Here is a 12,646-nt window from a genome sequence, read left to right on the forward strand (position 1 = left end):
TCCCTCGTTTTCGGTATTGGCACTGAGAGTTTCGAGTGGCGTCGCTCTCCAAACCGACCGCGGAGTTCACGGGGTGGAAAGACCGGGTCCGGCTCACTCCGGATCGATACTCGCTTTGCGGTGGTCGGTCCGTATGCGTCTATATCGCGGTCGAACCCGGTTGCGGCCGTGTTCCGAACGAGCAGCCGTCGCCGCGGTGATCATCGCTCCGCGGTCGCACGGATCGCGGCCGCGAGTCGATCGTAGAAGTCCGGCTCGTACTTCGTCTCCGCGTCGATCGTCGGTCGAGCGTTCGTCTCGTTGACCACCAGTCGGTCGTCGGTCTCGAGCAGATCGACACCCAGGAACGGAATCTCGAGGTCGGCGGCGACGGATTCGGCGAGGGCGCGCCACTCCGCGGGGAGGTCGACGCCGGTGGCCTCGGCCCCGCGGTGGACGTTGTGTTTCCACTGGCCCTCCCGCATCGCCGCGTCGGGCAGTCGGCGCTCGACCGCGCCGACGTACTCGCCCTCGAGGACCATGACGCGGTAGTCGGTCGCGTTCGGGAGGTACTCCTGAACGAGAAAGGAGCGGTCGCCGGTCGCGCGGTAGTCGTGGACCAGCGAGAGGTAGTCACAGATCCCCAGGAAAGAATCGAGGTCGTGGGCCTTCGCGACGCCGACCCCCCGCGTCGTCGAGTTCGGTTTGACGACGACCGGCGGCTCGAAGCGGTCGAAGACGTCGGCCAGTTCGGTCTCGCTCACGTCGTTCGAGACGTACACCGACTTCGGCACCGGGAGGTCGGCCCGCTCGAGGCGGGCCAGCACTTCGGCCTTGTTCCGCGAGGTCAGGACGGCCTCGTGGTCGTTGAGCCACGGGATCTCGAGCAGGGCGTCGGCGACCCCACCCTCCATGAGCCGACCGGGGTAGACGAAGCCGACGTCGTAGTCGCCGGCCGCCCACGGCGCGTCGGCCCCCAGCGGGACCACGCGCTCGCTCGCGGGCACGTGATGGACCCGTATCCCCCGTTCGGCCAGCGGCTCTCGCATCCGCCCGAACGTCTCCTGCGCGTTCGCGACCGCGAGATCGATCATACGGGGTACTCGGGGTGAGGGAGGCAAAAAACTGCTCGAGGCGGAACCGCTCCGCTCGAGATGCGGCGGCCGGGAGCGGGCTTCGAGTCCAACGAGAAGCCAGCGACTCGGGGGAGGGCAGGCCGCTACCCGATATCGACCGCGAGTGAGCGCTGCGGGCGCGAACGAGCGGGCCGACGACTGACCCGGAACGAAGTGGAGGGGAAGGAGGAGTGCTTTTGGTCCAGCTTTTACCGAGGGATGCTGCGCTGTGTGACGAAGTCACCAGCGCAGCAGACCGCAGCGTAAAAGGTGGGTCTTAGGCGATCAGCTGTTCTTCGCCGCGCTCGACGACGACGCGACACGGCGGCGAGATCTTGTTGTAGGAGCGCCGAAGGGCGTCCTTGGCGAACTCGGCGTCGTCGACGTCACACCAGATGGTGAAGATGCGCTCGCCGGCGTCGATGCGAGCGGCGGTGCCGACGATCTTCCCGAAGGCCTGGCGCATCCCGTCGGAGACGCGGTCTGCCCCCGCGCCCGTCGCCTGCTTGTTCTCCCGGATGACGTGGTGGGGGAACTTGCGCAGGACCATCTTGTAGTTGTTCTCGCCGGCGTTTTTCAGCATGTGACGGTTCGCCGAGAGGCGCGACGCCTCGAGGCTCCCGTGGCGGATCTGGACCTCTTCTTCCGTGACGAGGCTGATCTGGACGGGGTAGTCCTCGGCGTCTGCCGTGGTGTCGCCCATATCGTGCTGTGCAATCTTCGAGCCCGGGATGCCGGTGATGTATTCGCGGCGCGTGTAGGCCGGCTTACTGATCTCCCGGTACATGGAGGCAGGTTTGTCGGACATGGTGGTTACTTACGAAAACGGAAGCCCACCGAGCGGATAAAGGCTTCGAAGCGCCGCGTCCGTCGCTGTCGGGAAGTTACGACCAACAGTATTCAACCGCCGACGATGGCATAGACGGGGTTCCAACGCAATCTTTAATCATCTGACCGTAATAGTATGCATAGATGGTAAAGAGTACCCGTCACGCGAAATACGAACTCTACTACCACATAGTGTTCGTGCCGAAGTATCGGCGTTCGCACCTGACGGAGAAGACGAAGGAACGTCTCGAAACCATCTTCGCGGAAATCTGTGACGACAAAGACCTCGAACTGGCCGAGTCCGAGGTCATGCCTGACCACGTACACCTGTTCATCGGGAGTCCACCGAAGAACGCCCCGTCACTCATCGTCAACTGGGTGAAGGGCATCTCCGCCCGCAAGTACAATCAGCGGTACGATGACCGCGTGAAGTGGACTCGTTCGTACTACGTCGGAACAGCTGGAAGCGCCTCGAAGGGCGCTGTCGAACAGTACATCGCTGAACAGGAAGGTGACGGCGAATGAAGCGCGTCAACACCTTCGAGGTGGTTCCACAGACCGAGAACGACAAAGAGTGCCCTCCTACGGCTACTTGACGCCTCCGCCTCTCTGTGGAACGAGTTGACCTACGAACGTCGTCAGAACTACTTCGGTGACGGCAACGTGTGGGACACTTCCGAGTATCGAGGGCGCTACAACGGCGTCGTCGGAAGCGCGACCGTCCAACAGGTCACGCGCAAGAACAGCGAAGCGTGGCGGTCGTTCTTCGCCCTCAAAGAGAAAGGCGAGGACGCCAACCCACCGTCGTACTGGGGCAACGAGGAAGATGGACGCGAACTCCGTACCTACATCCGCAACAACCAGTACACGATTGAGTGGGGCGATCGTAGCCGTCTCGAAATTCCTGTCGGGCAAGAACTGAAAGACGAATACGGACTCGGCTACCACGAACGACTCCGCCTCGAAGTCCGAGGCAACCCGAAGTGGAACGGCGAACAGGGTCGTCTGGAACTCGAGTACGACGGGGTTAGCGACACGTTCAGGGCTTTTCAACCAGTCACTGTCCCTGATTCTCGACTGGATTCACCACTGGCTTCCGAAGAAGCCGCCCTCGATGTTGGCGCGAACAATCTCGTCGCGTGTTCCACAACTACTGGTTCCCAGTACCTCTACGACGGTCGTGAGTTGTTCGGACGGTTCCGCGAGACGACCAATGAAATTGCCCGCCTACAGTCGAAACTCCGAGAGGGACGCTACAGTTCCAAGCGGATTCGACGGCTGTACCGACAGCGGACGAAGCGCCGTGACCACGCGCAGAACGCGCTAGTGCGTGACCTCGTTGAACGGTTGTACGACGAGGGCGTGGCGACGGTGTACGTGGGCGATTTGACCGACGTGCTGGAAACACATTGGTCGGTCAGGGTGAACGAGAAGACGCACAACTTCTGGGCGTTCAAGAAGTTCATCCACCGTCTCGCGTGTGTCTGTGAGGAGTACGGCATCTCTCTCGAAGTCGAGTCGGAAGCATGGACGAGTCAGACGTGTCCTGAGTGTGGCGACCACGAGGAGACGGTTCGCCACGAGGATACGCTGTCGTGTCCGTGTGGGTTCGAGGGGCACGCCGACCTCACAGCGTCAGAGACGTTCCTTCGAGAAAACAGCGATTGCGAAGTCAGGCCGATGGCACGGCCCGTGCGATTCGAGTGGGACGACCACGACTGGTCGGGGAAACCATACCCTCATGAAAGTCCCAAAGCAGTGCGCACGAACCCGCAAGTTGCCTCCGTGGGTCGGTAGCCGAACCCCCAACGGAGGAATCCTCGCGCTTTAGCGCGGGGAGGATGTCAAGCCGTGATCGGGTCGGTCGCGGCGGCCGCGGTCACGTAGCCGGCCTCGGTTTCCTCGAGCAGCCCCCGGCTCGAGAGCGAGCCGACGACGCTCAGAATCGCCAGTTTTCGGAGGCCGAGCGCTTCTTGCAGGTCGGTCGCGGTCGCTTCGCCGGTCGCCTCGAGGGAGAGATAGACCAGTTTCGACTGGGCGGACTCGAGTTCGGCCGGTAACTCGTCGACGCGCGGTGAGTGGGTGGTCGTTTGCATCAGCGTGCGAACACGAAACCACGAACTCGCACATAACGCTATGGGAGGTATAGTATCGAGATGCTATAGTAGCTCTTGAAACGAGTTACACACCGATCACAACGCTGTCCTGCGATCGGGTGTGCATTGACTTTCAAGAGCTACTATAGGTAGTATTATTACAATTATATTACTTGATGTCCGGCTCGGGCGGTCGAACCGCTCGAGCGGCGCGCGGCTTCGACTGTTAACGCCGAGTCGTCGGCGCGCTTAAGGGTCCGCCGCCGAAAGAAACGGGTATGAGAAGTTTCCGGATCGGCTCGCTGTTTGACATCCCGATCAAGCTCGATCTCACGTTCTTGCTCGTGTTGCCGCTGTTTGCGTATTTGATCGGCACGCGGATCGAGCCCGTCTCAGAGATCCTCAACGAGGTGCTCGGGGCCGGGATCGACGTCGGAGCCATCACCGGCGGGCCGATTCCGTGGCTACTCGGGCTGACGGCCGCCGTCGGCCTGTTCGTCGGCGTCGTCCTCCACGAACTGGGCCATTCGCTGACCGCACGGCGGTACGGGTTCCCGATCGATTCGATCACGCTCTGGTTGTTCGGCGGCATCGCCTCGTTCTCGGAGATGCCCGAAGACTGGCGACAGGAACTGAACATCGCTATCGCGGGACCGATCGTTAGCATCCTCGTCGGCATCGGCTCCTACGGCCTCTTCGTTCTCACGCCCGAGATCCTCGGGGGAGCGTCGCCGGAACTGCTGGGCGGGACGCGGTTCGTCCTCGGCTATCTCGCGATTCTGAACGTCGCGCTCGCCGTCTTCAACATGCTCCCCGCGTTCCCGATGGACGGCGGCCGCGTACTGCGTGCACTGCTTGCCCGCGGCCGGCCCTACGCCCAAGCGACCCAGCAGGCCGCCAGCGTCGGGAAGCTGTTCGCGGTCTTCATGGGACTGTTCGGACTGTTCGCACTGAACATCATCCTCATCGGCGTCGCCTTCTTCGTCTTCATCGCCGCCTCGAGCGAGGCCCAGCAGGTGACGATGAAGGCGGCCTTTCAGGACGTCACCGTCGGCGACATCATGACGCCGGTCGAGGACCTCCACACGGTCGAGCCCGACACGACGGTCGCGGTGCTGATCGAACGGATGTTCCGGGAGCGACACACCGGCTACCCGGTCGTCGAAGTCAGCGCGACCGGCGAGCGCCTCGTCGGACTCGTGACCCTGTCCGACGCCCGCGAGGTCGATCAGGTCGAGCGAGAGGCCTACACCGTCGCGGACGTGATGACGACCGACCTGCAGACGATCACCCCCGATTCGGACGCGATGACGGCGATCGAACGGATGCAAGAACACGGGATCGGCCGCCTCCTCGTCGTCGAGGTGCCCGACGCGGGCGGGTCGTTCGGCGAACCCCGGCCCGAAGACGGCGACCTCGTCGGGCTGATCTCGCGAAGCGACCTGATGACCGCCCTCGATATCGTCCAGCAAAGCGGCGCGGTCACGCCCTCGAACCGACCGCGAACCGCGGACTGAGCGTCTCCGGTGATCGGACGCTGGAGAGATCAATACAGGTGATCGTCTCACCATAATTGCCGAGTACTATATCAACGTGTTATAGAATACGTCTTATGCAACCTAACTGATCTCCAATTCGCGTATAGGCCTATGATTTCGTCAGTCGTCGTTTTTGTGCAAGATCGGGACCGCGAATAGTGCCTGTTGAGGACCATTGTATGACACTCTCGAAGGCGATATGGCTGTTATCGTGTCCTCAAGTAGTATATAGAGTGTTTATTGGAGGTTGATACTATACCATAAATAACATCAATCCTATTAGGATAGCATAGGGGTACCAGAAGTTTTGTGAGACTATATCCCTCATGCCGGAAAAATAACAATATAGTCAGGTCCCGGACAGAACCACTTCCAACCCCCTGTATCTTACTCTCAAAAATTGTTTGTCAGGAGTCTACTGGGAATGAACCGTGGGTGCAGTGTTCCCTAGTGGAATTCTTGATTTGAGTATGACGCCGCAGCCGTCATTCTGAACCTTGATCATACCCCAATACGTAAGGATGATTCCGCCAATAACTGTAGCAACAGGACCAGCAAGCGATCCTGCGAGGATTCCCTTTTCAACTAGCACCCCATATACCGCTGCGGCTCCACCACCTGATGTGATTAATCCATCAAGATCACTAACTGTTCCGTCGCTAAGATAGAGAGTCATATTCCTATTTATTAGGAAACCATTATTGATCTCACCCTTGTCCTCATTACAACCCATTACTCATCACCCTCCACCATTTCGTCAACACTGCTTTGGAGTTGAACAGTAACTTGGGGCTCTTTATTTAGTGGTTCTATTTCTGAGGTATGGTCTTTAGAGATCTCTAATTTGATATGACCATCTTCAATTGCCCTGTTGAAATCTTCGATAGCAGGCTTGAGGATTTCATACTGGTGTCTTCCTACATTCTCACGGTCAAGTACAAACCGTCCGTCTTTCACTTTGATAGCACGATCTTGGTCGTCAGAACTGTCTGCCAAAACAGTACCACTACTGCTTGCCAAAGCGCCGATAGAAACACCGGCCATTTCTAACGCTCTTCTCCTATTTATTGTATCGGATATACCAATTGGAAGTATGTTGGCACCCGTATTAAATATTTCTAACTAAAATTTTTATAATATTTTCTATAATACTATTGTATATAACTCCCATGGAGTTGTGCTATGATTCTAGTATTTTATTCCCCATAAAATATTTACTGAAAGAGAGATAATAGAATAGTATGGTAGAGAGAAAAATCCGGAACGTGAAGTCAGGTTTGTTGCTGATAATAGGGATAGTCCTATTATCCAATGGGGTCTTAGGAATCCCACAACTCCCTCGCGAAGGGTGGTTTTTCATAGCTTTCGGACTTGTACTCTTCATTTCTGGAATCCACACAATATATACTAGAGAGAAAGACCCAGATTTTTGATTTGTTTCCCAGCGTGAGTGGGGTCTAAATTATTTCCTACTCAGGAACACATAGCATTAGTTTCGACTATAGCGTAGCAGGAGGTACTGCTAACAAACAGTTTAACCGTCGGCGGGGCCGACGCTGTACCGATGCCACCGGCCATCGAAACCGTCGATCTCGTGAAGGAATATGGCGATCTCCGCGCTCTGCAGGAGCTGTCGCTGACCGTCGAGGAAGGCGAGTTCTTCGGCTTGCTCGGCCCCAACGGGGCGGGGAAGACGACGTTTATCAACACGCTGGTCGGACTGGTCCGCAAGACCGGCGGCGACGCCCGGGTCTTCGGTCACGACGTCGAGGACGACTACCGACAGGCCCGCGACGCGATCGGGCTCGCGCCACAGGAGTTCAACGTCGATCGCTTCTTCCCCATCAAGGAGGTGCTGATGCACAAGGCCGGCTACCACGGAATTCCCGAGGACGAGGCCGCCGACCGCGCCGACGAGGTTCTCAAACGCGTCGGGATCTACGACAAGCGAAACGAACGCTTCGACTGGCTCTCCGGCGGGATGAAACGCCGGCTCCTGCTCGCCCGCGCCCTCGTCACGGATCCCGACCTCCTCATTCTGGACGAGCCGACCGCCGGCGTCGACGTCCAGCTCCGCCACGACCTCTGGGAACTCGTCACCGAACTCAACGAGGAGGGGACGTCGATCCTGCTGACGACCCACTACATCGAGGAGGCCGAGCGCCTCTGTGATCGGGTCGCGATCATGAACGAGGGCCGGAAGGTGACCGTCGCGACGCCGGACGAACTGAAAGAACGGGGCACCGACACCATCGCCGTACGCCTCGAGTCCGAGCCCTCGAGCGTTCCCGACCTCGGGGCCTACGCACACGAAACGACAGTGTCGGGCGACCGGCTCGAAGTCCGGGCCGACGACGGCGGGGCGACCGCGCCGCGACTGCTCAACGACCTCGAGGCGCGGGGCTTCGAGATCGCCGACCTCGAGATCACCCGGACCTCGCTCGAGGAGATCTTCGTCGATCTGACCCGCAGCGAGGACCGGACCGTCACGCGGTCGTCGGCCGAGAGCGCGGACGGGAGCGACGACGAGTCGTCGGCGAAACGCGAGCGGAAACGCAAACAGGAGGGGGTCGCCTGATGCTGTCGGTCGGCTTTCGGGCGCTCTTCCGGCGCGAGGTGTTGCGGTTCGTCCGCCGGCCGAAGAACACGTTCATGCCGCCGGCGATCACGAACGTTCTCTACTTCGCCGTCTTCGGCGTCATCTTGGGCGGCCGGATCGACGAGATCGCGGGCTACCCCTACATTCTCTTCATCGTCCCCGGGCTGATCGTCCTCGGGGCGATCTCGAACGCCTTCGAGAACGCCTCGTTCTCGATCTTCCACGGCCGGTGGAACGAGTACATCCACGAGACGCTGACGTCGCCGCTTTCCTACGCCGAGATGGTCGTCGCTTACGTCGGTGCCAGCGCGGTCCGCGGGCTGGTCGTCGGGATCATCATCGCCGTCGTCGGCCGGCTGTTCGTCCCGATCGGGATCGAACACGGCCTGTTCCTGATCGCGACGATGGCCGTCATCACGTCGCTGTTTGCCGGGCTCGGTATCGTCGGCGGGCTCGTCGCGCGGGACTTCGACGACCTGACGGTCATGAACCAGTTCATCCTCCGACCGCTGGTCTTCTTCGGCGCGGTCTTCTACTCGCTCGAGACGTTCGAGCAGGGCTGGCAGGTGACCCTCTCGCTGCTGAACCCGATGGTCTACATGGTCGACAGCGTCCGGTACGGCCTGCTGGGCCACTCGGACCTGATCGGCGTCGGCGTCCTGCCCGCGCCCTACGCCGACTTCGCGCCGCTGTTCGCGCTGGGGGTCCTGACGACCGCCACCGCGGCGGTGCTGGCGATCGACGTCTACCTCTTCAAGATCGGCTACGGGCTGACCGACTGACCGCGATCGAGCGGAGCGGTCGGGACACAGTTATTTGTCCGTCGACTCGATGTCGGACCATGGTTCCCGACACCTGTCCGAACTGTGGTGCCTCGCTCTCGCCGAACGCGAACTACTGCAGCGAGTGCGGTGACGCGGTAGACGACGATTCGTGGGGCGTCTCGAGCGCGGAGAGCAACTGGGACGCAGGCGGTTCGCGGAGCGACTCGCGGACGGAATACGGCTCGAACCGCCGGACCGACGGGGACACGACGATGGCGGCGCTCACGCACGTCCTCGCGATATTCACGTGGGCCATCGGGCCGCTGATCGTCCTCGTCGCGACCGACGACCCGTTCGTCGAGGAGAACGCGCGGAACGCGCTGAACTGGCAGATCGCGTTCACGTTCTACATGCTCGTCTCGGCCGTCTTCGTCCTGGCGATCATCGGCATCGTCCCGCTACTGCTCTTGCCGGTCGTCGATCTGGCGTTCTGCGCCATCGCCGCGGTCAAGGCCGCCGACGGCGAGGCGTGGTCGTATCCCGCGACCCCTGCTATCGTCTGAGTCCCCGGTTGACATCCTCCCCGCGCTGAAGCGCGAGGATTCCCGTGCGTTGGGATATTACGGTTTGCAGTCCACCACTTGTTCCCTCGGTGAGAGTCGTTCTTGCGTTTGCCGTACCACGAGTTGAAGGCTTCAGCGAGTTCCTCCAGAACGCGCTGACTGGACTGAGAATGGAGTCCGTTGTATTTGGAGTGTTGTCTTCAACTCGCGTTTCAAATCCGATTCGTCGGGAATATCGCCCGTGTCTTCCCACACTTCGCGGGAGTGGTAGTTTGCGACGTTCCACAGTTTCGCTGCACTTCACCCGTGCAGGTCGAGCATCCGCTCCACTTGGGAGTGGCTGCGGATTGTCGCTCGATTCGATCAGTCGGCCAGCCCGACGACGTCGTCGCGGACCGAACACAGCGTTCCCAGGTGGTCGTCGTCGACCTCGCGGAGGGTGACGGCCGATCGGCCCTCGTAGGCGGTTCGGACTGGACCGATCGGCGCGTTTTGGTCGTCGACCCCGTGCCAAACCGTCACACCGCCGTCGGGCAGCGACGGCGACCAGTGGGCCGCGAGCGTGCGACTCTCGCGGACCGCGCCAGACGGTCCGGCCGACAGTCCGACGCGGAAGTCGCGACCGACGACTCGAGCAGTCTCGTCGTCGACGGATCGATCGGTCAACTGGTCGACGACGAACCGATCCCCCCGGAGCCGTGCGACGGCCGCGCCGAATCGAAACGCGATGCCCAGAAGGTGCGGGAACCGAACGAGCGAGCCAAACGGCCCGCCGTCGTGTGCCGGAACCGGAGCGCCGACCACGCCGACGGCCGAGACTCGGTCGGCGTGGCGCGCGGCGACGGCCAGCGCGTGGGGACCGCCGCCGGAGAACCCGGCGACGGCGAACGACTCGAGGCCGAGCGTATCGGCGAGCGCCCGACAGTCGTCGGCCCACGTTTCGAACGTTCCGTCCGGATCCGGATCGGAACGACCGTAGCCGGGACGGCTCGGCGCGATCACGCGAACGCCCCTGGCGAGAGCGGGCTCGGAGAGCAACGCTCCGAGGTGGGACGATCCGGGAGTACCGTGATGAAAGAGCAGCGGCGTACCGTCCGGATCGCCGTAGGTCGCAAACGCCAGCGTCCGACCGTCGGGGAGCGAGATCGACTCCGACTCGGAAGCGACCATACGGAACTGACACTAGCAGAGACGTATCACCGTTTCGATCATCGGAGTCGGCGGTCGACGGCCGACGCTCGGCTGCGACGCGGCTGCTCGCGCGGCGATCGCCGACCGCGGGCCGCGTCGGTTACTCGTCGTACTCGGCGACCTGCACCAACTGCTTCCCGATGTTGTCGCCCTCGAACAGCCCGAGGAAGGCGTCGGGTGCGTTCTCGAAGCCTTCGACGACGTTCTCGCGGTACTGCACGTCGCCGTTCCGAACGAACGTCGAGAGCCGCTGGAGGGCCTCGCCCCACCGGGGCTGGTAGTCGCTGACGAGGAGCCCTTCGACCGTCGCGCGGGACTCGATGAGTTTGGCGAGTTTCCGCGGGCCGGTCGGCACCTCGGTCTCGTTGTAGAGGGCGATCTGGCCACAGACCGCGACGCGGGCGTCGACGTTCAGCCGGGGCCAGACGGCGTCGGTGATCGGACCGCCGACGTTGTCGAAGTAGACGTCGACGCCGTCGGGACAGGTCTCGTCGATCGCGGTCGAGAGGTCGTCGGTCTCCTTGTAGTTGATCGCGGCGTCGAAGCCGAGGTCGTCGGTGAGCCAGTCGATCTTCGCCTCGCTCCCGGCGGTGCCGACCACTCGCGCGCCCGAGAGGCGGGCCAGCTGGCCGACGACGGAACCGACAGCACCCGCCGCGGCGGAGACGACCACCGTGTCGCCGGGTTTCGGATCACCGACGTCGTTCAGCCCCCAGTAGGCCGTGACGCCGGGCATTCCGAGGACGCCCAGCGCGGTCGAGATCGGTCCGTGGTCGGGGTTGACGCGCTGGAGTTCGTTCGCGTCCGCGACGACGTGTTCCGCCCAGAGGAGGTCGCCAGTGACGATATCGCCCTCGGCGAACCGGCCGCAGTTGGATTCGATGACTTCGCCGACGACGCTGGCTTTCATCGGGTCGCCGACGTCCCACGGTTCGGCGTACGATTCCGCGTCGCGCATGCGACCTCGCATGTACGGGTCGACCGACTGATAGAGCGTCTCGATCAGTACCTCGCCGTTGTCCGGTTCGGGCCGGTCGACGGTGACGAGTTCGAAGTTGTCGTGAGTCGGTTCGCCGACGGGTCGGCTGGCAAGTTGCCACTGTCTGGTTTCTGCCATACCTTCCCATGGAGACGGTCATAGGTGAAGATTTGGCTCGCGGAACCTCGCGGCGACGGCGCGAACGTCGTCTTCCCACGGCGAGACGCTGGGCTCGAACCTTTTTCATCACCGTTCGTGTAGGTCGAGTATGGGATCCGATCGCGACACCCTCGAGCGGTTACTCGCCGGCAACCGCCGCCACGTCGAGTCGCTGCCCGAGGAGTACTTCGCGGACGTCCAGACCGGCCAGCACCCGACCGTCGTCGCGGTCTGTTGTTCCGACTCGCGGGTCTCTCACGAGGGGATGTGGGGCGTCGATCGGCCGGGCACGATCTTTACGCCCAGTAATATCGGGAATCAGGTCTGGGACGACGACGACGGCGAGCGGATCGTCGACGGCGGCGTCCTCTATCCGATCCACCACACCGGCACCGACGCCGTGGCCGTCGTGGGCCACACCGGCTGTGGCGCGGTCACCGCCGCCTACCGCGTCGCGGCCGGCGGGGATCCGCCCGGCCCGCGCGGCGTCGACAAGTGGGTCGACATGCTCGTTCCCGTCGTCGAGGAGGCCCTCGAGAGCGGTCGGATCGACCGCGAGACGGACGACGACGCCGTAATCAACCAACTCGTCGAGTACAACGTCGGCTACCAGGCCCGCTCGCTGTGTGCCGCCGACGACGTTCCGGATCGAGTCGACGTCTACGGCTTCGTCTACGACTTCCAGGGCGTCTACGGTGACGACCCGGGGCGCGCGTATCTCGTCAGCGTCGACGACGAAACCGATCCCGACGTCCTCGCCGATCGAGTGCCGGCGGGCGACGAGTCGGCGGTGAACAGTCTACTGTACGGCGACGAATCGGTGGAGTGACCGCGA

General features: G+C 61.9%; 14 protein-coding genes and 2 pseudogenes. 8 read left to right on the plus strand and 8 right to left on the minus strand.

What is annotated here, in order from left to right:
• Positions 1-200: 200 nt before the first annotated feature.
• Positions 201-1,073, minus strand: coding sequence for an ATP-grasp domain-containing protein (locus tag A6E15_RS15300; RefSeq protein ID WP_076147458.1), 873 nt, complete (start codon positions 1,071-1,073; stop codon positions 201-203).
• A 298-nt stretch (positions 1,074-1,371) separates the two neighbouring features.
• Complete coding sequence (locus A6E15_RS15305) at positions 1,372-1,902, minus strand: 50S ribosomal protein L16 (protein ID WP_076147459.1); 531 nt, start codon at positions 1,900-1,902, stop codon at positions 1,372-1,374.
• Between the two features lie 164 nt (positions 1,903-2,066).
• Between A6E15_RS15305 and tnpA the strand changes: the two genes are divergently transcribed.
• A complete protein-coding gene (tnpA, locus tag A6E15_RS15310) occupies positions 2,067-2,447 on the plus strand; it encodes an IS200/IS605 family transposase (protein ID WP_006649773.1) in 381 nt (126 codons plus the stop codon).
• Positions 2,444-3,719: pseudogene (locus A6E15_RS15315) on the plus strand (RNA-guided endonuclease InsQ/TnpB family protein). Before tnpA ends, A6E15_RS15315 begins: the two are co-directional and overlap by 4 nt.
• Positions 3,720-3,766: 47 nt before the next feature.
• On the opposite strand, the gene A6E15_RS15320 reads toward A6E15_RS15315, so the two are convergent.
• Positions 3,767-4,018: a MarR family transcriptional regulator gene (locus A6E15_RS15320; RefSeq protein ID WP_076147461.1), complete on the minus strand. Its 252-nt coding sequence runs from the start codon at positions 4,016-4,018 to the stop codon at positions 3,767-3,769.
• Between the two features lie 278 nt (positions 4,019-4,296).
• Here A6E15_RS15320 and A6E15_RS15325 point away from each other — a divergent pair, with 278 nt between their 5' ends.
• The gene (locus A6E15_RS15325; protein ID WP_076147463.1) at positions 4,297-5,535 is read left to right on the plus strand and encodes a CBS domain-containing protein; all 1,239 of its coding nucleotides are present in this window, start codon (positions 4,297-4,299) and stop codon (positions 5,533-5,535) included.
• 436 nt (positions 5,536-5,971) lie between these two features.
• Here A6E15_RS15325 and A6E15_RS20470 read toward each other — a convergent pair whose 3' ends face one another.
• On the minus strand, positions 5,972-6,289 hold the full coding sequence (locus tag A6E15_RS20470; RefSeq protein ID WP_139326611.1) for a hypothetical protein: 318 nt from the start codon (positions 6,287-6,289) through the stop codon (positions 5,972-5,974).
• Positions 6,289-6,600: a hypothetical protein gene (locus tag A6E15_RS20475; protein ID WP_139326612.1), complete on the minus strand. Its 312-nt coding sequence runs from the start codon at positions 6,598-6,600 to the stop codon at positions 6,289-6,291. Before A6E15_RS20475 ends, A6E15_RS20470 begins: the two co-directional genes overlap by 1 nt.
• A 197-nt stretch (positions 6,601-6,797) precedes the next feature.
• Between A6E15_RS20475 and A6E15_RS20480 the strand changes: the two genes are divergently transcribed.
• From A6E15_RS20480 to A6E15_RS15340, 4 genes are all read left to right on the plus strand, one after another.
• Complete coding sequence (locus A6E15_RS20480) at positions 6,798-6,989, plus strand: hypothetical protein (RefSeq protein WP_139326613.1); 192 nt, start codon at positions 6,798-6,800, stop codon at positions 6,987-6,989.
• Between the two features lie 131 nt (positions 6,990-7,120).
• Entirely contained in the window at positions 7,121-8,134 is a 1,014-nt protein-coding gene (locus A6E15_RS15330) for an ABC transporter ATP-binding protein (protein ID WP_076147464.1), read from the plus strand.
• Positions 8,134-8,937, plus strand: a complete 804-nt coding sequence (locus tag A6E15_RS15335; RefSeq protein WP_076147466.1) for an ABC transporter permease — start codon at positions 8,134-8,136, stop codon at positions 8,935-8,937. The genes A6E15_RS15330 and A6E15_RS15335 overlap by 1 nt, the downstream gene beginning before the upstream one ends.
• Positions 8,938-8,996: 59 nt before the next feature.
• Complete coding sequence (locus A6E15_RS15340; protein WP_076147467.1) at positions 8,997-9,482, plus strand: zinc ribbon domain-containing protein; 486 nt, start codon at positions 8,997-8,999, stop codon at positions 9,480-9,482.
• A gap of 92 nt (positions 9,483-9,574) precedes the next feature.
• Here A6E15_RS15340 and A6E15_RS21470 read toward each other — a convergent pair.
• The 3 genes and pseudogenes from A6E15_RS21470 to A6E15_RS15355 form a co-directional block, all read right to left on the minus strand.
• Positions 9,575-9,770: pseudogene (locus A6E15_RS21470) on the minus strand (RNA-guided endonuclease InsQ/TnpB family protein); the annotation flags it as partial.
• A gap of 75 nt (positions 9,771-9,845) precedes the next feature.
• The gene (locus A6E15_RS15350) at positions 9,846-10,652 is read right to left on the minus strand and encodes an alpha/beta hydrolase (protein ID WP_076147469.1); all 807 of its coding nucleotides are present in this window, start codon (positions 10,650-10,652) and stop codon (positions 9,846-9,848) included.
• Between the two features lie 121 nt (positions 10,653-10,773).
• Positions 10,774-11,790, minus strand: coding sequence for an NADP-dependent oxidoreductase (locus A6E15_RS15355; protein ID WP_076147471.1), 1,017 nt, complete (start codon positions 11,788-11,790; stop codon positions 10,774-10,776).
• 130 nt (positions 11,791-11,920) lie between these two features.
• Here A6E15_RS15355 and A6E15_RS15360 point away from each other — a divergent pair, with 130 nt between their 5' ends.
• Positions 11,921-12,640 (plus strand): carbonic anhydrase, encoded by a 720-nt coding sequence (locus A6E15_RS15360; protein ID WP_076147473.1) that lies wholly within the window; start codon positions 11,921-11,923, stop codon positions 12,638-12,640.
• Positions 12,641-12,646 lie beyond the last annotated feature (6 nt).

The sequence above is a fragment of the Natrinema saccharevitans genome, assembly GCF_001953745.1.
Lineage (GTDB): Archaea > Halobacteriota > Halobacteria > Halobacteriales > Natrialbaceae > Natrinema > Natrinema saccharevitans.

Bases quoted from the DNA above. Each gene is read 5' to 3' on its own strand.
- A6E15_RS15300 (WP_076147458.1), bottom strand. From the start codon at position 1,073: ATGATCGATCTCGCGGTCGCGAACGCGCAGGAGACGTTCGGGCGGATG.
- A6E15_RS15305 (WP_076147459.1), bottom strand. From the start codon at position 1,902: ATGTCCGACAAACCTGCCTCCATGTACCGGGAGATCAGTAAGCCGGCC.
- tnpA (WP_006649773.1), top strand. From the start codon at position 2,067: ATGGTAAAGAGTACCCGTCACGCGAAATACGAACTCTACTACCACATA.
- A6E15_RS15320 (WP_076147461.1), bottom strand. From the start codon at position 4,018: ATGCAAACGACCACCCACTCACCGCGCGTCGACGAGTTACCGGCCGAA.
- A6E15_RS15325 (WP_076147463.1), top strand. From the start codon at position 4,297: ATGAGAAGTTTCCGGATCGGCTCGCTGTTTGACATCCCGATCAAGCTC.
- A6E15_RS20470 (WP_139326611.1), bottom strand. From the start codon at position 6,289: ATGGGTTGTAATGAGGACAAGGGTGAGATCAATAATGGTTTCCTAATA.
- A6E15_RS20475 (WP_139326612.1), bottom strand. From the start codon at position 6,600: ATGGCCGGTGTTTCTATCGGCGCTTTGGCAAGCAGTAGTGGTACTGTT.
- A6E15_RS20480 (WP_139326613.1), top strand. From the start codon at position 6,798: ATGGTAGAGAGAAAAATCCGGAACGTGAAGTCAGGTTTGTTGCTGATA.
- A6E15_RS15330 (WP_076147464.1), top strand. From the start codon at position 7,121: ATGCCACCGGCCATCGAAACCGTCGATCTCGTGAAGGAATATGGCGAT.
- A6E15_RS15335 (WP_076147466.1), top strand. From the start codon at position 8,134: ATGCTGTCGGTCGGCTTTCGGGCGCTCTTCCGGCGCGAGGTGTTGCGG.
- A6E15_RS15340 (WP_076147467.1), top strand. From the start codon at position 8,997: ATGGTTCCCGACACCTGTCCGAACTGTGGTGCCTCGCTCTCGCCGAAC.
- A6E15_RS15350 (WP_076147469.1), bottom strand. From the start codon at position 10,652: ATGGTCGCTTCCGAGTCGGAGTCGATCTCGCTCCCCGACGGTCGGACG.
- A6E15_RS15355 (WP_076147471.1), bottom strand. From the start codon at position 11,790: ATGGCAGAAACCAGACAGTGGCAACTTGCCAGCCGACCCGTCGGCGAA.
- A6E15_RS15360 (WP_076147473.1), top strand. From the start codon at position 11,921: ATGGGATCCGATCGCGACACCCTCGAGCGGTTACTCGCCGGCAACCGC.